Raw genomic sequence first — 18,897 nt, forward strand, 5'->3', positions numbered from 1 at the left:
ACAATCGAGACAGTGGGGGAACGGCGGTTGAAACCAGTGGTGGATCGGCAGCGGCCCGGACTGTGGAAGGTGGCGCTCGCCCTGATCAGCCTGGCCCTGAGCCTGTTGCTGTGGATCAACGGTCTGCTGGAAAGCCTGGACAGGCCCTCCGTCGGAAACGATCTGGTGATCCGCCAGCTGGAGCTGGCGGCCCTGGCCGCTCCCCAGGTGAGTCCTTCCCTGCACGACCTGCTGATCGGGGAGAACCCTGAAGCGGCCCTGCTTGAGGAGATCGAGCGGCAGTCCAGACCGGAGAACGATCCACTGCGCGCCCTGTTGCAGCTGAACGGCCCCGAGCCCAGCCGGGCCAGACCCCTGCTGGAAACGCTCCGGGATGGAGGTGATCCGGCCACCGCTGCCCTGGCCGCCAGGCTGCTGGCGGAGCCTGGATCGACGGACCCAGGCCGGCCACAGCCGGAGCTGCCGGGCTCGGACCCCCTGCTTCGGCGCCTGAGCTGCCTTGCCCTCGGTGGCAGCGGCTCCTCCTGTGCCCTGCCCCGGGAGGAACGGCAGGCCTTTTTCCAGTTGATCGGCGTCACCCTCCTGCCCAGCCTGGCGGCGCTGGGGGGAGTGCTGTTGATCGGGCGGGAGATCTGGCTGCGCTGGCGGGGGCTGGTTCCCGAACCGCCGCCGCTGCTGGGCCCCCCGCTCGGCGTGATCGACGTGATCCTGCTGGTGGCCGGGGGATTCGTCCTCCTGGGCGAAGTGGCCACGCCCTTGCTGATCACGCCGCTGATCTCCGGAGCGCTGCATGGGCTGGCGATCGAATCGCCGCTCGCCGATGGCCTTTCCGTGCTCCTGCTGTACCTCGGTCTGATGGCGGCCCCCCTGACGATCCTGGCCCTGATGCTGGGCGGACAGCGGCCCGAGGGTGGTTGGCTGCAATACCGCTGGCGGCCGGTGGGCAGCGCGCTTCGCAAGGGGCTCAAAGGACTGCTGATCGTGCTGCCGCTGGTCAGCCTGGCCAGCTGGCTGCAGCAGCTGGTCTGGAGCGATCCCGGCGGCAGCAATCCACTGCTGGAACTGGTGTTGCGCAGCACCAGCCCCCTCGCCCTTTTCTGTTTCGCCTTCACAGCGATCGTGCTGGCACCGCTGTTCGAGGAGACCATTTTCCGTGGTGTGCTGCTGCCTGTGCTGGTTCGGCAGCTCGGCGCGGGCTGGGGGGTTGTCGTCAGCAGCGCCGTTTTCGCCCTGGCCCACCTGAGCCTCAGCGAGCTGGCGCCTTTGTTCGTCCTGGGGCTTGCCCTCGGTTGGCTGCGGCTGGCGAGCGGCCGGCTCAGCGCCAGCATCTGGCTCCACGCGCTCTGGAACGGCCTGACCTTCAGCAATCTTGTTTTGCTTGGAAGCTGATTTGTGCCTTGCTGAGCCTCCAGGGGCATGGTTCACTTGCGGGAAGGCTTGGTTTGATTCGGTGGTTGCTGCTCCGTCGCCACAACGTTCAGGTCGTCGGCACCCCTTTTCGCTGATTCAGGGATCCCTGGTTCAGCAATCGATGTCGGCCCGCAAGGTGGCCCGCCAGGCGCCGGTGCTGGCGGGGCTGCACCGGATGGCGGATGGCCTGCTGCTCGCCCTGGGCGGAACGATGGTGGGACTGGCAGCCCTCACTCTCCACTGGCAGAGCGCCTGGACAGAGAGTTATCAACGGCTGGAGGCTGCCCAGCTGCTGGAGCATCGGTTTCAGGAATCGTCCGCCGTGCTGGAGCACCACCATCTGGCGATGGCGAAGCGTCCTGGCCAGCTCGTTCCCACCAACATCCAGAAACTGATTTACCTGCCTTCCCCGGATTCCGGCGTGGCCCAGCAGTCCCCTGCCCAGCCAGATCCCACCCTGGCCGGATCACCGGCAGCAGCCCTGCCATCCATCCGGCCTGGCTACTGAGGTGTTGACACGTCCGTCACCGCCAGCCCGGCCGATCCCGATCCACCAGGCCAGGGGGCGACGCTCAGGGTCGGTGGGCACCGAACGCCAGCGACGGGTGGTCCCTCTCCAGCCGGTCCCGACCGCTCGGCTGATCATGGTCTACCTCCTTCTTGTCAGTGGCTTGACGGGCCTGGGGGTGCGTCTGGCCTGGTTGCAGGTGAAGGAGGGGGACAAGCTGCAGGCCAGGGCCAGGGCGATCCAGACCCAGCAGGTCAAGCCGATCGGCAAGCGCCGCCAGATCGTCGATCGCCAGGGCAAGCTCGTGGCCCTCGATGAGGAGCACTACACCCTCTGGGCCCACCCGCGCTACTTCAACTTCCCGGGCGATGACCCGAACGCCAAGCGCAGCCCCGGTGCTGTGGCCGAGAAACTCTCGGAGCTGATGGCACTGCCGGCCGCCGATCTGAACCGCAGGATGGGCAGCCGCCAGAGCGGCGTCAAACTGGCCACCGACCTGGACGCTGAAACCGCCAATCGCATCAGAAAGCTGGGCATCAGCGGCCTTGACCTGGAGCCATTCCCCCAACGGCTTTATCCCCAGGGCCAGCTGTTCGCCAATGTGGTGGGTTTTCTCAACCAGGACCGGGTGGCCCAGGCAGGCCTGGAGCAAAGCCGGGATCAGGAGATGTGGCGCCAGGAAAGCATCCGCTCGCTGCGGCGTGGTGCCGATGGAACACCCCTGCCCGATGGGCTCAAGGCCGGCGTTCTCTACACCGACGACCTGCGCCTCCAGCTCACCCTTGATGCCCGGTTGCAGCAGGTGGCCCAGCAGGCCCTGATGCGCCAGATCAAGCAGTGGAAGGCCAAGCGAGGAGCGGCTCTGGTGATGGATGTGCGCAATGGCGAGATGCTGGCGCTGGCTTCGGTCCCCAGCTACGACCCCAATCAGTTCTGGAAGTACTCCCCCGCCCTCTTCCGGGAGTGGTCCGTGCAGGACCTCTACGAGCCCGGCTCCACCTTCAAACCGATCAATCTGGCCATCGCCCTTCAGGAGAAGGCCATCCAGGCTGACGGCAAGGTCAATGACAGCGGGTCACTGATGATCGGTGGCTGGCCGATCTTCAACCACGATCGGCGTGGCAATGGACTGATCGATTTCCCGACAATTCTGCAGGTTTCGAGCAACGTCGCGATGGTGCAGGCGATGCGGAAGGTCAAGCCCGGCCACTTCTGGCAGTGGCTGCACAAGATCGGCATCGATACCGTGCCGGACACCGACCTGCCCGGGGCCGTCGCCGGCCAGCTCAAGAGCCGCCAGCAGTTCACCGGACAGCCGATCGAACCCGCCACCGCGGCCTTCGGTCAGGGGTTCTCACTCACGCCTCTGAAGCTTCTCCAACTGCACGCCATGCTCGCCAATGGCGGCCGTCTGGTCAGTCCTCACATCACCCGGGGCCTGCGCTCCGGTGATGGACTGGCCGGGTCAGGCGGGCCCAGCAACGGTCTCCAGGTGCTGGATCCAGCCGTTGCCAGGCAGGTGACGGCCTGGATGGAAACGGTGGTGGAACAGGGCAGTGGCAAGGGGGTGAAAGTGCCTGGCTACCGCATCGGCGGCAAGACGGGAACCGCCCAGAAGGCCCTCAATGGGGTGTACATCCCGGGGGCGCGGATCTGCAGTTTTGTGGCCACCCTGCCGATCGAAGACCCCCGCTACGTGGTGCTCGTGGTGGTGGATGAGCCCCAGGGGGGCAATGCCTACGGATCGACCGTGGCGATCCCGGTGGCGAAACAGCTGATCGAGGCCCTGCTGGTGATCGAGAAGGTGCCGCCAAGCACACCGCTCGTTCGGGGATGATCACCCCCAGGCTGCGGTTTGACGACCCCTGGCTAGCTTGATCATCTTCCTGGGTTCCCAGCTCCATGGCCAATCTGCTCGACCAACTTGCCGGGATGACCGTGGTAGTGGCCGACACCGGTGAGCTGGAGGCAATCAAGCAGTTCACCCCCCAGGACGCCACCACCAACCCCTCCCTGATTCTGGCGGCAGCCCAGATTCCCCTCTATCAGGATCTGATCGACACCTCCCTGCGGGACTCAAGGCTAGTGATCGGCGCCGATGCCCCGGCCGAGGTCGTGGTGCTCGAAGCGCTCGACGAGATCTGCGTCACCTTCGGCAAGGAGATCCTCAAGATCGTGCCGGGGCGAGTGTCCACCGAAGTGGATGCCAGGCTCAGCTATGACACCGAAGCCACGATCAACAAGGCCCGCAAGCTGATCGGGCTTTATCAGCAGGCCGGTATCGGCAAGGAGCGGGTGCTGATCAAGATCGCCTCCACCTGGGAAGGCATCAAGGCCGCGGAGCAGCTTGAGCTGGAGGGAATCCACTGCAATCTCACCCTGCTGTTCAGTTTCACCCAGGCCGTCGCCTGCGCCGAAGCCAAGGTCACCCTGATTTCCCCATTCGTCGGACGCATCCTCGATTGGTACAAGAACGACACGGGCCGGGATCATTACCCAGGTGCTGAGGATCCAGGTGTGATCTCAGTCACCCAGATCTTCAACTACTACAAAACCCATGGTTACAAAACCGAGGTGATGGGCGCCAGTTTCCGCAATCTCGAAGAAATCATCGAACTGGCCGGCTGCGATCTTCTCACCATCTCCCCCAAACTTCTCGATCAGTTGCGCCAGCGGCAGGGTGAGCTGGTCCGGCGCCTCAACCCGTTCGATCCAGACCCGAGTGAAGCCCTCTTCTCCCTGAGCCACGCCGACTTCCAGCAGCGCATGGCCGACGATCGCATGGCCCATGAAAAGCTCGACGAGGGCATCCGCGGCTTCAGCAAAGCGATCGAAACCCTGGAAGCCCAACTGGCCCATCGCCTCGGCGAGCTCGAAGGCGAAGCGGCCTTCGCCCATGCCGCCCAGGAAATCTTCCTGCTCAACGACCTTGACGGAGATGGCTGCATCACCCGGGAGGAGTGGCTGGGGAGCGATGCTGTGTTCGACGCGCTGGACACCGACCACGATGGCCGTCTCGTTCCCGAGGACGTGCGCGGCGGGCTCGGTGCCCCGCTGGCACTCTCGGCAGCGGCCAACTAACCAGCGCTTAACCTCCGAGCCTCAGGATGGAGAAGTTGCATCGCTCTTCCCTTGCCCATGAATGCTCTCGACACCATGCGCGCCCTTGCCAATGAAGGTGAGGTCCGTCATTTCGAGGCCGGTGAATTCGTCTTCGGTGCCGGCGATTCGGGTGACTGCATGTTCGGGGTCCTGGAGGGCACCATCGAGCTCAGCTGGAACAATCACGCCGGCTCCGAGGAGATCCAGGCCGGGGATGTCTTCGGTGCCGGCGCCCTGGTCACGGCCGACCATCGCCGTTTCGGCGAGGCCAAGGCACTCACTGCCAGCCGCATCCTGGTGATGAATCGGGAGAAATTCCTGTTCGCCGTGCAGGAATCCCCGATGTTCGCCGTTGAGTTGCTCGGATCGATTGACGAACGGCTGCGCAAACTGAAGGACTGCCTCAAGCGCTGAAGAGCAGGCGGCGGATCACCCGTTGGGCGATGTCGCCGTAGCCCATTTCACCGGAGAGGATCTGGGCGATCCGCTGGGGGGCCGTCGCCCGTTTGATCCCGAGCTGATAGCCCACCCGGGGCAGGCGGTAGAACACCTGGGCGATCCGCCTCCCCCAGGCCATCGACTGGCCCCATTCCAGCCGCATCACCTCGCTGTAGTCCGCCAGGGCCCCTTTGTTGCCGGCCAGCCATCGGTCCAGGGCCTCAGCGGCTCTGGTGCCGCTGAGCAGGGCAGGACGCAGCCCCTCGGCCAGGAACGGATCACACAGCGAGGCGGCATCCCCAACCACCACCACACCGTCGCCGTGCAGCCGGTGGTGGCCGTCCCAGACCCGCAGGGGCCAGTGGCTGCGGACACCGGCATCGGCAGGCAGTCCCAGGCTTGGCAGCAGCTCGGCCAGCACGGTGTCGGCATCGTTCAGTTCACGGCCCAGAAAGGTGCCGACCCCGATACTCAGGCCACCCTGCCGGGGAAAGGCCCAGCAGAAGCCATGGCGGACCAGGCCGAACTCGAACCGGGCGGTGCCGGGATCCGGCACAGCCCCCTCCACCTCCACGGCAAGGGCGGCGGCATAGCGCGGCCTGGGGGAACCGAGCCCAAGCGGAACATTGAACCGGGAGCGTGCCCCGTCGGCGACCACCACAGCCCTGGCCAGCAGCGCTGGGCCGTTCTCCAGTTCCACCCGCCAGTGATCACCGCAATCGCGCAGGCCGCTCACCGGGGAGCCATCCAGCAGATCGGCTCCGGCCTGCACGGCCTGATCCGCGAGGAACATGTCGAAGCGGGTGCGCTGCACGATCCAGAAGGGAGCCTCACCGGGAAGATCGGCCAGCACAGGGTCTTCCAGGCACCAGGTGAACCGCACCTGGGTGATCACCTGATCAACGGCGGGGGAGAGGTCGAAGGGAAAGAGGCGCTGCACCGATGCCGCCATGCCACCACCACAGGGCTTGGCGCGGGGCAACCGTCGGGCCTCCACCAGCTTGACCCGGTGCCCCCTGGCGGCCAGGTGGTAGGCCGCTGCCGCACCGGCGACCCCGGCACCGACAACGATCACATCGGCATCGAAGCGACCCGCACCGGCCTCAGCCAGGACCGGGACGTTCAAACCTTGAGGATGTCGACTTCCTTTTCGGCGAGATGCTTCTCCAGTTCAGCGATGAAGCGATCGGTGAGCTTCTGGACAGCCTCCTGGGCATCCCGGCTCTGATCTTCGGAGAGCTCGCCTTCCTTCTCCTGCTTCTTGACCTGGTCGATCGCGTCGCGGCGAATGTTGCGGAGCGACACCTTCCCCTCCTCGGCATAGCGGGAGGCCAGCTTGCAGAACTCCTTGCGCCGGTCTTCGGTGAGCGGTGGGATGTTGATGCGGATCACCTTGCCGTCGTTGTTGGGGGTGAGTCCGAGGTCGCTCATGGCGATGGCCTTTTCGATCAGGGCCATCGAGCCGCGGTCGAACGGCTGGATCTGAATCGTCTGGGAGTCGGGCGTGGAGAGGGTGGCCAGGGAACGGAGCGGGGTTTCCGCTCCGTAGTAATCCACTGAAAGTTTGTCGAGCAGGGATGGATTGGCGCGGCCCGTGCGGATCGTGTTGAAGGTGCGCTGGGTGGATTCCACCGACTTGCGCATGCTGGCTTCGATGTCCATGGCGGGAAGGGGGGTGGTGAGCGCCGGTGTCAGCCGGCGGGAGTGATGCTGGTGCCGATCGCTTCACCGGCCACCGCCTTGCCGATGTTGCCCGGTCCGAACAGGTCGAAGACCAGGATCGGAATGGCGTTGTCCTTGCAGAGAGCGATCGCGGTGCTGTCCATCACGGCCAGCTCGCCGCTGAGCACATCCTGGAAGGTCAGGGTGGAGTAGCGAACGGCATCGGGATAGCGGGCTGGATCCCGGTCGTAGACCCCATCCACCTTGGTGGCTTTGAACACCACATCGGCATTGATTTCCGCAGCACGCAAGGCCGCTGCGGTGTCGGTGGTGAAGAACGGGTTGCCGCAGCCCGCCCCGAACACCACCACCCGGCCTTTCTCGAGGTGGCGGATGGCGCGGCGACGGATGTAGGGCTCGGCGAGCTCCTGCATGTCGATGGCGGTCTGGACGCGGGTCGGCACCCCATAGCGCTCAAGGGCGTCCTGAAGGGTGATGGCATTCATCACCGTCGCCAGCATGCCGACGTAATCGGCCGTGGCGCGTTCCATACCGGCCGCCGAGCCCTTGAGTCCCCTGAAGATGTTGCCTCCGCCCACGACGATGGCCAGCTGGGTGCCGGTGGCCACCACCTCGGCCACGTCGTTGGCGATCGACTTGACGATCGCCGGATCGATGCCGTAGCCCTGCTCACCCATCAGCGCCTCGCCGCTGAGTTTGAGAAGGACACGCCTGTAAGCCATCTGATCGAGCGCTCAGCTCATGCAAACGGGCGAACAGTAGCAACCGCAAGGGCTCAATATTCGATCCCGGCCTGGGCCTTGACCCCCTGCTCGCGGAACGGATGGCGCAGCAGGCGCATCTCGGTGACCAAGTCGGCCCGCTCGACCAGCGCGCCGGGCGCACCCCGTCCGGTCAGGGCCACATGGGTGAGGGGTGGACGACGGTCCAGCCCATCCAGAAGCTGGTCAAGCTCCAGGTAGCCCAGCTTGATGGCCACGTTCACCTCATCGAGAACCACCAGCTTGAAGCTGGCATCGGCCAGGTAGAGCAGAGACTGCAACCAGGCCTGCTGGACCAGCTGGCGGTCCCGCTCCCGGTCCTGGGTCTCCCAGGTGAAACCCTCACCGAGGGCATGCCATTGCAGGGCTTCGCCGAACACCTGGAGCGCCCTGGCCTCGCCAGGTTGCCAGCCCCCCTTGATGAACTGCACCACCGCCACGCGCTCGTCGTGGCCGAGCGTGCGCAGCACCAGGCCCAGGGCCGCTGTCGTCTTGCCCTTGCCCTCGCCGGTGAACACCAGCACCAGGCCCTTTTCGAGATTTCGCTCGCCGACCCGTTGTTGCTGCACCTCCCGGCGGCGCTCCATGCGGCGCCGATAGCCCGCCGCATCTGGCTCCGGCGCAAGCACGCCGCCCGGACCCAGCTCGGCGGCACGCTGGTCGAGCGACGCCGACTGGTCGGCGGCCGGGGCAATGGGATCAGGTTCAACCATGCGGACTTCGGACCCGACTGCTGATGCACTTTGACCGACCCTCCGCACGAACCGGTGGAGCGGCCCCCAGGGCGGCCCGTGCCTATCGCCGCCGGGCCAGGGCCGCATCCACCGCCTGCTGCTGGTCGCGGCGGGTGATCCAGTGGTGGTAGGTGCGGGTGTGGATCGTGACGGAGTGGCCCATCATCCGGGCTGCCACCGTGTCCGGCAGACCGATGTGGATGGTCCGCACCGCCCAGGCGTGGCGCAGGTCGTAGGGGGTGATCGGCAGGTCGTAACGCCGGAACTGCTCCGCCACCCGGCGACCCACCTGCTGGAGGGTGGTACGGCGCAGGTCGGTGCAGACCGATGGCAGAGCCGCACTGGATTCGGCCAGCTTCGGCAGCTCGAAATGCTCCACCCACTCCGGCTGAAACGGCCAGACCTGATGCTCGCCCGTCTTGCTGGTGGGAAGCACCCGCAGGACCCGATCACCGCCGGGAGCAAGGCTGGAAAGATCCGTGAAGAACACTTCGTGGTTCCGCAGTCCGTAGGTGGCCATCAGCCCGTAGGCCAACCGCCAGCGGGGGTTGGGAATGCGCTCCACCAGATCCTGCACCGCGGCGTCGCTCGGCAGCTGGCGGAACTGGGCCTGGTGCAGCCCATAGCCACCGGCCCGCTCCGCCCAGTCCGGAGCCAGGCTGAGGCCCAGCTGCCGGGCCAGGGCGGCCAGGGCGGTGCCGCACTGCTGACGGCTGCGGCTGGCGGCCGGGTAACCCTCGAGCACCTCGAGAAACAGCTCCGCATCGAGGTTCCGCTGGCGGCTTGCCGCCAGCGCCAGCAGCCGTCTGAGGTAGGGGAGGTAGGCACCCAGCCAGGTGGATCGACAGCCGGCCGGGTTGCGCCGCCGGCGCGGGTCGGCGAAGAAGCCGGCCTTGAACTGCTCCAGCACACCCTCAGCGACGCGGCTGGGATCAGCGGCCGCTGCCGGGGGGCGCTCCTGCCCGACAGCCCAGTCCCGCCAGTCAAAGCGTTGGTGCTGAAGCTGCTGCTGGAGTCGGCGCAGAGCCCGCTGCGCCTCGCGCAGGCCACCCTCACTGGCACACAGTCCAAGGCTGATCCGCTGCACCGGGAAGCCACCACCACCGCGCCGGCAGGGCAGCGGCCCCCGCAGGCCGAGCCGCTGACCGCGGCGCTCAAGTCGCAGCGACACCCCGCTGGCGCCCAGCAGGCCATTCTGCCGCTGCAACTCCGCATCGATGGCCGCCGCCGGGTCCAACCCCTTTGATCCCCAGCCCTCCACCACCAACCGATCGTCCGGGTTGGGCCGACCTTATCGATCGAAGCCTCGAGCGGCCAGGGGGTCTGGTGACAGCGTTACGCTCGGCCTTAACAACGGAAAGATCGGGCATGGCCAGGGTCGGCGTGGTGCTGATGAACCTCGGCGGACCCGAGCGGATCGAGGATGTCGGTCCATTTCTGTTCAATCTGTTCTCGGACCCCGAGATCATCCGGCTGCCGATTCCGCTTCTCCAGAAACCGTTGGCCTGGCTGATCAGCACCCTGCGGAGCAGCAAGTCGCAGGAGGCCTACCGCTCCATCGGCGGCGGTTCACCATTGCGGCGGATCACCGAGCAGCAGGCCCGCGAGCTGCAGAGCGAGCTCCGTCTGCGCCATGTGAATGCCACCACCTATGTGGCGATGCGCTACTGGCATCCATTCACGGAATCCGCCGTCGCCGCGATCAAGGCCGATGCCGTCGATGAGGTGGTGGTGCTGCCTCTCTATCCCCATTTCTCGATCAGCACCAGCGGCTCGAGTTTTCGTGAACTGCAGCGGCTGCGCCAGGCCGATCCGGCCTTCAGCCGCCTGCCGATCCGCTGCATCCGCAGCTGGTACGACCATCCCGGCTATGTCAAGGCGATGGCCGAGCTGGCCGCCACCGAGATCCGCGCCTGCGGGGATCCGGCCAGCGCCCACGTCTTCTTCAGTGCCCACGGTGTGCCCAAGAGCTACGTGGAGGAAGCCGGCGATCCCTATCAGCAGCACATCGAGGCTTCGGCCGCGCTGGTGATGGCCGAACTGGAGCAGGAGCTCGGCCATCCCAACCCCCACACCCTCGCTTACCAGAGCCGGGTCGGACCGGTGGAATGGCTCAAGCCCTACACCGATGAGGCCCTGGTGCGCCTCGGTGCGGAGGGGGTGAAGCAGCTGGTGGTGATCCCGATCAGCTTCGTGAGCGAGCACATCGAAACCCTGGAGGAAATCGACATCGAATACCGGGAAATCGCCACCGAAGCCGGTATCACCACCTTCCGCCGGGTGCCCGCCCTCGACACCTATCCCACCTTCATCCGCGGCCTCGCCGACCTCGTTGAGATCGCTCTGGCCGGTCCGGAGGTCAACCTCGACCAGGCCGCCACCCTGCCCACCAAGGTCAAGCTCTATCCCCAGGAGAAATGGGTCTGGGGCTGGAACAACAGCTCCGAGGTCTGGAATGGCCGGCTGGCAATGCTGGGATTTTCAGCTTTCCTGCTGGAGTTGATCAGTGGCAAAGGTCCCCTGCATGCCCTGGGCCTGCTCTAAAGCGAGCCGCCTTGGCCTGACCGGCCTGGCTCTGCTGGCCTTGGTGGCCTCCACTCCGGTAGCCCTGGCTGACCAGCGCTGGCGCCAGGGTGTGTTCCCTGTGGCCCGCTTTCTGGCCTACACCAGCCCCTTCGGTGGCCGCATCGGACCTGACGGAATCCAGGAGCACCATGGCGGTCTCGACATCGCAGCCCCGCTGGGATCGCCGATCCTGAGCTGGTGGGGTGGGGTGGTGGAGTCGGTGTTCAGCGATGGGCGTTGTGGCCTTGGCGTGCTGATCCGCTCGGGCGATTACCGCCACCTTTACTGCCACCTGGCCGGCCAGGTCAGCGGTCGCACCTACACGAGTGGCCGGCTGCGCCTGGTGGTGGGCCAACAGGTGCGCGGCGGCCAGCTGATCGGCCATGTGGGAATGAGCGGACGCAGCACCGGACCGCACCTGCACTGGGCGATCAGCCACCGCGGCCGCTGGCTCGATCCGGCAGCGATCTTGCGCGCCATGGCAAGAAGTCGCCCACCGCGCCAGGTCAGACCTTAATGTTGTGACTCTGGTTGAGTGCGTCCCAGCTGCCGTGACCCTCACATCCCTCTCTCCAGCGGCCACCACCGCCGAATCGTCCTATCCGGCTCCCATCCGGGGTGCGGAGGCCCTGATGGATGCGCTGCACCGGCATGGCGTCCGCCACATCTTCGGCTATCCGGGTGGCGCGATCCTGCCGATCTACGACGCCCTGCATCAGGCGGAAAGCCGCGGCTGGCTGAAGCACATTCTGGTGCGCCACGAGCAGGGCGGCGCCCACGCGGCCGATGCCTATGCCCGCTCCACCGGTCGGGTGGGTGTCTGTTTCGGCACCTCCGGGCCTGGAGCCACCAATCTGGTCACCGGCATCGCCACCGCCCAGATGGATTCGGTGCCGATGGTGGTGATCACCGGCCAGGTGAGCCGGGCCTCGATCGGCACCGATGCCTTCCAGGAAACCGACATCTTCGGCATCACCCTGCCGATCGTGAAGCACTCCTGGGTCGTGCGGGATCCGGCGGACATCGGCAGGATCGTGGCCGAGGCCTTTCTGATCGCCTCCAGCGGCCGGCCCGGGCCTGTGCTGATCGATGTCCCCAAGGATGTGGGCCTTGAGGAGTTTCACTACGAGCCGGTCGAGCCCGGCAGCGTTGTTCCCGCCGGGTATCGCCTGCCCGCTCCGCCAGCCTCCCAGCAGATCCAGCGGGCCCTCGAGCTGATCAGGCAGTCGAGGCGTCCCCTCCTCTATGTGGGCGGCGGAGCCGTCAGCTCCGGAGCCCACGAGGCGGTCCGTCAGCTCGCCGAGCGTTTTGCCCTGCCGGTCACCACCACCTTGATGGGAAAGGGCTGTTTCGATGAGCGGCATCGGCTGGCGGTCGGCATGCTCGGCATGCACGGCACGGCCTATGCCAATTTTGCCGTCACCGAATGCGATCTGCTGATTGCCGTCGGTGCCCGTTTCGACGACCGCGTCACCGGCCGGATCGACAGCTTTGCGCCAAGGGCCCAGGTCATCCACATCGACATCGACGCGGCGGAAGTGGGCAAGGTCCGGGTGCCGGAGGTGCCGATCGTGGCGGATGTGCGCGAAGCCCTCAACGCCCTGCTGCTCTGCTCCGCCGAAGAGCCGGCCACCCATCGCACCAGAGCCTGGCTTGATCGGATCGACAGCTGGAAGGCCCACTATCCCCTGGTGATTCCAGAACCGCAGGGGGCTATCGCCCCCCAGGAAGTGCTGATCGCCCTGCGGCAGCTTGCCCCGGATGCCTACATCACCACCGACGTCGGCCAGCACCAGATGTGGGCGGCCCAGTTTCTCAACAATCCTCCCCGGCACTGGATCAGCAGCGCCGGCCTCGGCACGATGGGCTTCGGTCTGCCGGCAGCCCTCGGGGTCCAGGTGGCCCACCCCACGGATGCGGTCGTCTGCGTGGCCGGCGACGCCAGCATCCTGATGAACATCCAGGAGCTGGGCACCCTGTCGCAGTACCAGCTGCCGGTGAAGGTGGTGATCATCAACAACGGCTGGCAGGGCATGGTGCGCCAGTGGCAGGAAAGCTTCTACGGAGAGCGTTACTCCGCTTCTGAGATGGAGGCCGGCATGCCCGACTTCCCTGCCCTTGCCGAAGCTTTCGGGGTCAGGGGGGTGCTGATTTCCGATCGCGACCGATTGCTGGAGGATCTGGCCACCGCCCTGGCCCACCCAGGTCCAGCCCTGATTGATGTGCGGGTGCGCCGCAACGAAAACTGCTACCCGATGGTGCCGCCGGGAGCCAGCAATGCCCAGATGGTCGGCCTGCCCAGCCATCCGGAGCTGGCAATCGACACCACCCGCCAATGCGGCTCCTGTGGGTCCACCACAATCAGCGCCCACCTGTTCTGTCCCACCTGCGGCGCCAAGCTCTGACTTCCCCGAGCCGATCCCTGCGATGGTTCAGCCAGTGGAGCCGGTCGATGGCACTGGCGATCTGCCTGATCACGATGCTCTCGGCTGCGCCGATGGCCCTGGCCGCTGAAGTGCTGCAGGTGCGCAGCGCAGATCTGCTCCAGGTGGGCGATCAGAATCGCAGCTATCCCGTTCGGCTCGGTTGCGTGGAAGTGGATGCTTCCCACACCGTGGCTGCCACCGAATGGCTGCGCAGGGCGCTACCGCGCCGCACAAAGGTGAATCTCAGGCCGCTCGGCAGCGTCGATGGTGTGTTGCTGGCCCAGGTGAAGCTTCTCCCCGGGGGCGCCGACCTCGGAACAGGCCTGGTCAGGGAAGGTCTGGCCACCCGCCTGACCCCGCCCGGCGCTCCCCTGGGTTGCCCGGCATCTGAGCCGCCGCCAACGCCATGAGCCTGAATCGCACCGCCAAGGGCATCGTGCTTGTCCCGAGCCTCCTGCTCGGTGGCGCCTTTCTGGCGGCGAGCCTCTGGAACCAGGGAGAGGCGGCGGCGAACCGGACCCTGGCAGCGACCCTGGGGGGGATCCTGATGGCAACCGGTTTGCTCAGCCAGCTGCTGCCGGAGCCGACCAAGCAGGATCCTGGCGAAGCTCAGCAGCCAGATGCTGATGGGCCTTGAAAGGAAAAGCCTGCAGGCTCACCACTAACCTGCCTCGGCGGGACGCAATCGATGATGGGCACGGGAAAGGTTGATCCCAGCACACCCTCAGAGGTGGGCTGTCCCGGGAAGCTTCGCTGGGGTGCGCTCGGTCTGGCCGCCAGCCTGCTCGGCGTTCAGAGCCTCGCTGCCAGCGGTGCCATCGGTGCCCAGGTGCTGATGATGCTGCCCGCCGATGGCCAGGTGGCTGGCATCGGCGATGGCTTGCGGCGGGGCTACGGCCTGGCGATGGACGAAGCCAGAGCTTGCGGCATCAACCCACCATCGCTGGAACTGGGCTGGTTGCCGACAGGGGAGGATCCCAGGCCGTTCCTGCAGGGCCGAACCTTGCCGAAACTGCTGATCGCACCTCCGGCCGTGTCGCTGTTGCCCTACGGCCTGCTGGCGCAACAGCTCCAGATCAGTGTGTTGCTTCCTCTGCAACGGGGCATCTCCCTGCAAGGACTGCCCAGCCAGCCGGGCTCCGATCGACTCTGGCCAGTGCTGCCCGCCCGCAGCCTGGAGGCGGATCGTCTGGCCCGGGCACTGATCGAACAGGACAAGGGAAAAGCGATGGTGATCCATGACGGCTCCATCGAGCTGGTCGTCCTGGCCGACCGCTTGGCCGAGACCCTCAGCGGTGGCGGTGGCTGGGTGGTGGGACCGGCCAACGAGCCGACAGGGATGGAAAAGCCCGACCAGGCGAGCCTCGACCGGTTACGCGACGACATCGGCTGGTATCAACCTGAAGCGCTGATCGTGATGACCTCCCCCGGATCGCCCCTGGCCAAAGCGGTGGCCCGTGCATCCCTGCCGGAGACTCTGACCCTCGTCTGGCCGTTTCCAGTGGTGACCCCAGGCCCCAATCCCCAGCTGGGCATTGAGCCGCTCAGCCGTGGACCTGGCTGGAACCGCTTCGAGCAGGCGTTCAGATCGGCCCATGGATTTGATCCAGGCCTGGTGGAAGCGGCCGGCTATGACACCGGCCAGCTGACCGCCCTCGCCGCCCACGGCTCCGCCAAGCGGAAGGCCTGGGCCCTGGACGGGCTCGATGCCAAAACCCCGGCGCTTGGGCTGTGTGCGGCTCTGGAGGCCCGCGCCAAAGGATCCAGCCTTGCCCTCAAGGGAGCCGCCAGTCGGCTTGAACTCTCGGCTGCCAATCCTCCCACCGGTGAGTGGAAACTCACGGCCCTGAAGCCACTGAAGCGTCCCTGAGCAGATCCTCCAGGCTGATCCCTCAGGCTGATCCCTCAGGCTGATCCGTCAGGCTGATCCGTGGGGGGTCTGTGGCAGGACAAACTCCGGAGGTACAGGGAGAGACAGAGCACAGCATGGTGGCCAGCCAGCGCGGGATGGCTGAGGCAAGGCCGGCATGTTCAGGGGCGCCTGGCAGCCTCGAGCGCCGTTGTCGCCAGGGCATATCGCCTGCCGGGCACAGGATCAATCAACAGACAGCCATGACCCGACTCAGCCGGGCGGAGCGAACCGGCGGGTTGGTGGGCGTTGACCACGGCTTCCGCCGCCTGCACCGAACCCTTCTGCCAGAGGAGACGGGTGAGCAGCCCGGAGAACTCGGCCGTGCCGCCGGCCGTGCTGGCCAGAACGGTGCGTGGCTGAAACCGCTCCAGCAGGGCAGGCAAAACCTGACGACCCTTCACAAAGGCCCCCGCCACGGGCAAACCAAGATCGACAACAGGGGTGATCACCGCGTCGAGGGGTTGGGCCGGCAGCTCAGCTGCCAGGAATCCATGCGGTTCAAGGTAGAGCCGACCCTCTGCATGCTCGAGCAGGTAGCCGTTCTCCAGCTGCGGCACCGGGGCTCCTGCAGTGGCAGTGATCCGCAGCTCTCGCCAGTCCAGACAGTCGCCAGGCGCCAGGGCTGTCACCGCTGTGAAACCCAGTTGACGCGCCCGGACGGCGGCGGTGGTGGAGCCAACCACCGGCAACTGCTTATCGAGCAGCGCAAGGCTGGCGGGATGACAATGGTCGGGAAGACCCTGGCTGAGCAGCAGAAGATCCAGCCGCTCGGGCGCCGGCCACGGATCCGCCAGGGTGGCCTGGAAAAACCAGGGACCCGGCGGAAACTCCAGGCTGCCAGTCAGCCACGGGTCAAGCAACACCCGCAACGAACCGAATTCAAGCAACCAGCCATTGGCGCCGTAATAGGTGGCATGCAAGGCCATTGGCCGATCCTGGACTGAGCCGAGACCCTAGATCGCCTGTGGACAGGGACGTGGCAGCACCTCCAGCGGATCCTCAGAGCCCGGCCGTCGCCATTGCCAGACAAGGAGTGCATGGGAACTGAAGCGCACGGCACACAGAACTGCCAGACCGATGCAAAGGGGGCAGTGGGTCAGTCCCATGGGCTGGCTGCGCAGGGCTGCAAAGGATTCAGTGACTCCAAGCTTGGCAGCGACCGGAAGCAACCTGGGCCCTGGCTGCTGGAATGGTGGGGAAGTGACATTTCCACCGGCGAGCAGGCAGCGTGTTCCGGCTGAGCGAACTCAAGGTCCCCCTGGATCACTCCGACGCGGAGCTGCGTCAGGCGGTACTCGATCGCCTGGGCATTTCAGCCGAGGCCCTGCTGGCTCTCCGGGTGGTGAAGAGGAGCGTGGATGCCCGTCGCCGCTCCGCCGTGCAGTTCAGCTACAGCCTCGATCTTGACCTCGCCCTATCGCCAGGGACCCGGCGACGCCTCGGCCGTGATCCCCAGTTCCGGCCCAGCCCCGACGCCACCTATCGGTTTGTGGGTCGCGCCGCAGAATGCCCGGATGGCCGCCCGCGTCCGATCGTGATCGGGGCCGGTCCATGCGGTTACTTCGCCGCCCTGCTGTTGGCTCAGATGGGCTTCAAACCGCTGCTGCTGGAGCGGGGCAAGGCTGTGAAGGAACGCAGCGCCGACACCTTCGGCTTCTGGAGAGACCAGCGACCCTTCGATCCGGAATCGAACGTGCAGTTCGGCGAAGGGGGGGCGGGCACCTTTTCCGACGGCAAGCTCTACAGCCAGATCCGAGATCCCCAGCACCATGGGCGCAAGGTGCTGGAGGAACTGGTGGCCTGCGGGGCCAATCCCGACATCCTCCATCTGCATCGCCCCCACATCGGCACCTTCAAACTGGCCACCGTGGTGCGGGGCCTGCGCGCCAGGATCGAGGCTCTCGGTGGCGAAATCCGCTTCCAGAGCCGGGTGGTGCGACTGGAAACAATCCCAGCCAAAGCAGGTCCACTCACAACACTGCCGCCCGCCGGCCGGTCTGGCGCAGTCAGCGCCGGCATCGGTGACGATCGCTTCCCGGCCCAGCAGATGGCTGCGGTCTGGCTGGCTGATGGGAGCCGTTTAGCCGCCGATCAGGTGGTGCTGGCAGTGGGTCACAGCGCCCGGGACACCTTCGCCATGCTGCTGGAGCAGGGTGTGGCGATCGAAGCCAAACCCTTTTCGATCGGGCTACGCATCGAGCACCCACAGTCGCTGATCGACCAAGCCCGGTGGGGCGCCTTCGCCGGCCATCCGCGCCTCGGCGCGGCGGAATACAAGCTTGTGCACCACTGCGCCAATGGCCGCAGTGTCTACAGCTTCTGCATGTGCCCCGGTGGACTGGTGGTGGCTGCCGCCTCGGAGCCGGGCCATCTGGTGACCAATGGCATGAGCCAGCATTCCCGCAATGAACGCAATGCCAACAGCGGCATCGTGGTGGGTCTGCAGCTCGCTGACCTGGAACCCTTCGGCCAGGGAGCCAACGACCCCCTCGCCGGCATCGCCTTCCAGCGCCACTGGGAGGCGAAGGCCTTCGCACTCGGAGGCAGGAGCTACCGCGCCCCCTGCCAGCGGGTGGGGGATTTCCTGCAAGGGTCCCAGACCAGCACCAGCACCAGCACCAGCACCACAATCGACACCGGCAGCACGGGTTTGGCAGAAACGGGGGAAGCTGCGGATCTGATTCAGCCCTCCTACGGGCCTGGAGTGAACCAGGCCGACCTCGGAGCCTGCCTGCCGGCCTTCGCGGCGGCGGCGATCCGGGAGGCGTTGCCTGCCTTCGATCGCACGATTCCCGGTTTCAGCATGGCCACTGCCCTTTTGACCGGAGTGGAAACGCGCACCTCTTCACCGGTTCGCATCCCAAGGGGGGAAAACCTGCAAAGCATCAATGTCCGGGGGCTCTATCCAGCTGGGGAGGGAGCCGGCTATGCCGGCGGCATTCTGTCCGCAGCCATCGATGGCATCAAGGTGGCGGAGGCGCTTGCCCTCACTCGTCTTCGTCGTCAGCGCCGAGAGGAATCAGGCGAATCTGCTTGCGTCCCAACTTGATCTGGAACTCATCACCCGGCTTGAGATCAAGCAGGCTGGTGTAAGCCTTACCCACCATCAGATTACCGTTGAACTGAATCTTGGTGGTGAAGCTGAGCTTGCGACCACCCTTGCCGATTTTGCTCCATGAACTGAAATCCACGCCCTTGGCATTGAGCAGGGCTTCGTAGAAGGCTGTGAAGTTCAATCGTTCACTGCCATTCTTCTTTGCCGAGACGTAGCCACAAGCCCGTACAATCTCGGATTTGCTGACGTCTCCCATCTCCTTTACTTTGGCAAGAAGATCGGCGCCGGTAAGCATGTTGAACG

General features: G+C 66.0%; 19 protein-coding genes. 12 read left to right on the top strand and 7 right to left on the bottom strand.

Features of this window, described 5'->3' with window-relative positions; genetic code table 11:
• Positions 1–39: 39 nt before the first annotated feature.
• The 5 genes from KQ307_RS05855 to KQ307_RS05875 all read left to right on the top strand — a co-directional run bounded on the left by KQ307_RS05855 (position 40) and on the right by KQ307_RS05875 (position 5,434).
• Positions 40–1,389: a CPBP family intramembrane glutamic endopeptidase gene (locus KQ307_RS05855; RefSeq protein WP_259727286.1), complete on the top strand. Its 1,350-nt coding sequence runs from the start codon at positions 40–42 to the stop codon at positions 1,387–1,389.
• Between the two features lie 142 nt (positions 1,390–1,531).
• On the top strand, positions 1,532–1,918 hold the full coding sequence (locus tag KQ307_RS05860; protein WP_259701300.1) for a hypothetical protein: 387 nt from the start codon (positions 1,532–1,534) through the stop codon (positions 1,916–1,918).
• 136 nt (positions 1,919–2,054) lie between these two features.
• Positions 2,055–3,755 carry a penicillin-binding protein 2 gene (locus KQ307_RS05865; RefSeq protein ID WP_259701330.1) on the top strand — a complete coding sequence of 567 codons (1,701 nt, stop codon included), beginning with the start codon at positions 2,055–2,057 and terminating at the stop codon, positions 3,753–3,755.
• A 65-nt stretch (positions 3,756–3,820) separates the two neighbouring features.
• On the top strand, positions 3,821–4,999 hold the full coding sequence (locus KQ307_RS05870; RefSeq protein WP_259727287.1) for a transaldolase: 1,179 nt from the start codon (positions 3,821–3,823) through the stop codon (positions 4,997–4,999).
• A gap of 57 nt (positions 5,000–5,056) precedes the next feature.
• A complete protein-coding gene (locus KQ307_RS05875; protein WP_259701298.1) occupies positions 5,057–5,434 on the top strand; it encodes a cyclic nucleotide-binding domain-containing protein in 378 nt (125 codons plus the stop codon).
• Here the strand turns inward: KQ307_RS05875 and KQ307_RS05880 are convergent.
• The 5 genes from KQ307_RS05880 to KQ307_RS05900 form a co-directional block, all read right to left on the bottom strand.
• On the bottom strand, positions 5,424–6,584 hold the full coding sequence (locus tag KQ307_RS05880; RefSeq protein ID WP_259727288.1) for an NAD(P)/FAD-dependent oxidoreductase: 1,161 nt from the start codon (positions 6,582–6,584) through the stop codon (positions 5,424–5,426). The genes KQ307_RS05875 and KQ307_RS05880 overlap by 11 nt on opposite strands.
• Positions 6,581–7,120 (bottom strand): ribosome recycling factor, encoded by a 540-nt coding sequence (gene frr / locus KQ307_RS05885; protein ID WP_259701296.1) that lies wholly within the window; start codon positions 7,118–7,120, stop codon positions 6,581–6,583. The genes KQ307_RS05880 and frr overlap by 4 nt, the downstream gene beginning before the upstream one ends.
• Before the next feature lie 29 nt (positions 7,121–7,149).
• The gene (pyrH, locus tag KQ307_RS05890) at positions 7,150–7,863 is read right to left on the bottom strand and encodes a UMP kinase (RefSeq protein WP_259701295.1); all 714 of its coding nucleotides are present in this window, start codon (positions 7,861–7,863) and stop codon (positions 7,150–7,152) included.
• 53 nt (positions 7,864–7,916) lie between these two features.
• The gene (gene cobO, locus KQ307_RS05895; protein WP_259727289.1) at positions 7,917–8,615 is read right to left on the bottom strand and encodes a cob(I)yrinic acid a,c-diamide adenosyltransferase; all 699 of its coding nucleotides are present in this window, start codon (positions 8,613–8,615) and stop codon (positions 7,917–7,919) included.
• 82 nt (positions 8,616–8,697) lie between these two features.
• Positions 8,698–9,873, bottom strand: coding sequence for a site-specific integrase (locus KQ307_RS05900; protein WP_399253959.1), 1,176 nt, complete (start codon positions 9,871–9,873; stop codon positions 8,698–8,700).
• A 131-nt stretch (positions 9,874–10,004) separates the two neighbouring features.
• Here KQ307_RS05900 and hemH point away from each other — a divergent pair, with 131 nt between their 5' ends.
• From hemH to KQ307_RS05930, 6 genes are all read left to right on the top strand, one after another.
• Entirely contained in the window at positions 10,005–11,180 is a 1,176-nt protein-coding gene (gene hemH, locus KQ307_RS05905; RefSeq protein WP_259701293.1) for a ferrochelatase, read from the top strand.
• The gene (locus KQ307_RS05910) at positions 11,161–11,718 is read left to right on the top strand and encodes a M23 family metallopeptidase (protein ID WP_259727290.1); all 558 of its coding nucleotides are present in this window, start codon (positions 11,161–11,163) and stop codon (positions 11,716–11,718) included. The genes hemH and KQ307_RS05910 overlap by 20 nt, the downstream gene beginning before the upstream one ends.
• 34 nt (positions 11,719–11,752) lie before the next feature.
• Entirely contained in the window at positions 11,753–13,606 is a 1,854-nt protein-coding gene (gene ilvB / locus KQ307_RS05915; protein WP_259727291.1) for a biosynthetic-type acetolactate synthase large subunit, read from the top strand.
• Positions 13,607–13,653: 47 nt separating this feature from the next.
• Entirely contained in the window at positions 13,654–14,037 is a 384-nt protein-coding gene (locus KQ307_RS05920) for a thermonuclease family protein (protein WP_259701290.1), read from the top strand.
• Positions 14,034–14,264, top strand: a complete 231-nt coding sequence (locus KQ307_RS05925) for a GIVxVP protein (RefSeq protein ID WP_259701289.1) — start codon at positions 14,034–14,036, stop codon at positions 14,262–14,264. The genes KQ307_RS05920 and KQ307_RS05925 overlap by 4 nt, the downstream gene beginning before the upstream one ends.
• A 93-nt stretch (positions 14,265–14,357) precedes the next feature.
• On the top strand, positions 14,358–15,497 hold the full coding sequence (locus KQ307_RS05930; protein ID WP_259727292.1) for an ABC transporter substrate-binding protein: 1,140 nt from the start codon (positions 14,358–14,360) through the stop codon (positions 15,495–15,497).
• 161 nt (positions 15,498–15,658) lie between these two features.
• Here KQ307_RS05930 and KQ307_RS05935 read toward each other — a convergent pair whose 3' ends face one another.
• Complete coding sequence (locus KQ307_RS05935) at positions 15,659–16,465, bottom strand: MBL fold metallo-hydrolase (protein ID WP_259701287.1); 807 nt, start codon at positions 16,463–16,465, stop codon at positions 15,659–15,661.
• A 302-nt stretch (positions 16,466–16,767) separates the two neighbouring features.
• On the opposite strand from KQ307_RS05935, the gene KQ307_RS05940 reads away from it, so the two are divergent.
• Positions 16,768–18,588, top strand: coding sequence for an NAD(P)/FAD-dependent oxidoreductase (locus KQ307_RS05940; RefSeq protein ID WP_259701286.1), 1,821 nt, complete (start codon positions 16,768–16,770; stop codon positions 18,586–18,588).
• Here the strand turns inward: KQ307_RS05940 and KQ307_RS05945 are convergent.
• Positions 18,527–18,889 carry an AbrB family transcriptional regulator gene (locus tag KQ307_RS05945; protein WP_259701285.1) on the bottom strand — a complete coding sequence of 121 codons (363 nt, stop codon included), beginning with the start codon at positions 18,887–18,889 and terminating at the stop codon, positions 18,527–18,529. The two genes, KQ307_RS05940 and KQ307_RS05945, sit on opposite strands and share 62 nt — an antisense overlap.
• Positions 18,890–18,897 lie beyond the last annotated feature (8 nt).

The sequence above is a fragment of the Synechococcus sp. CS-1326 genome, from assembly GCF_025128115.1.
In the GTDB taxonomy this organism is placed as follows: Bacteria; Cyanobacteriota; Cyanobacteriia; order PCC-6307; family Cyanobiaceae; genus Regnicoccus.

What these genes read in the sequence shown, in the direction of transcription:
- KQ307_RS05945 (WP_259701285.1), bottom strand. Translation starts at nt 18,889, where the DNA reads ATGCTTACCGGCGCCGATCTTCTTGCCAAAGTAAAGGAGATGGGAGAC.
- KQ307_RS05935 (WP_259701287.1), bottom strand. Translation starts at nt 16,465, where the DNA reads ATGGCCTTGCATGCCACCTATTACGGCGCCAATGGCTGGTTGCTTGAA.
- KQ307_RS05925 (WP_259701289.1), top strand. Translation starts at nt 14,034, where the DNA reads ATGAGCCTGAATCGCACCGCCAAGGGCATCGTGCTTGTCCCGAGCCTC.
- KQ307_RS05860 (WP_259701300.1), top strand. Translation starts at nt 1,532, where the DNA reads ATGTCGGCCCGCAAGGTGGCCCGCCAGGCGCCGGTGCTGGCGGGGCTG.
- KQ307_RS05910 (WP_259727290.1), top strand. Translation starts at nt 11,161, where the DNA reads ATGCCCTGGGCCTGCTCTAAAGCGAGCCGCCTTGGCCTGACCGGCCTG.
- KQ307_RS05875 (WP_259701298.1), top strand. Translation starts at nt 5,057, where the DNA reads ATGAATGCTCTCGACACCATGCGCGCCCTTGCCAATGAAGGTGAGGTC.
- frr (WP_259701296.1), bottom strand. Translation starts at nt 7,120, where the DNA reads ATGGACATCGAAGCCAGCATGCGCAAGTCGGTGGAATCCACCCAGCGC.
- KQ307_RS05865 (WP_259701330.1), top strand. Translation starts at nt 2,055, where the DNA reads ATGGTCTACCTCCTTCTTGTCAGTGGCTTGACGGGCCTGGGGGTGCGT.
- KQ307_RS05870 (WP_259727287.1), top strand. Translation starts at nt 3,821, where the DNA reads ATGGCCAATCTGCTCGACCAACTTGCCGGGATGACCGTGGTAGTGGCC.
- KQ307_RS05920 (WP_259701290.1), top strand. Translation starts at nt 13,654, where the DNA reads ATGGCACTGGCGATCTGCCTGATCACGATGCTCTCGGCTGCGCCGATG.
- cobO (WP_259727289.1), bottom strand. Translation starts at nt 8,615, where the DNA reads ATGGTTGAACCTGATCCCATTGCCCCGGCCGCCGACCAGTCGGCGTCG.
- pyrH (WP_259701295.1), bottom strand. Translation starts at nt 7,863, where the DNA reads ATGGCTTACAGGCGTGTCCTTCTCAAACTCAGCGGCGAGGCGCTGATG.
- hemH (WP_259701293.1), top strand. Translation starts at nt 10,005, where the DNA reads ATGGCCAGGGTCGGCGTGGTGCTGATGAACCTCGGCGGACCCGAGCGG.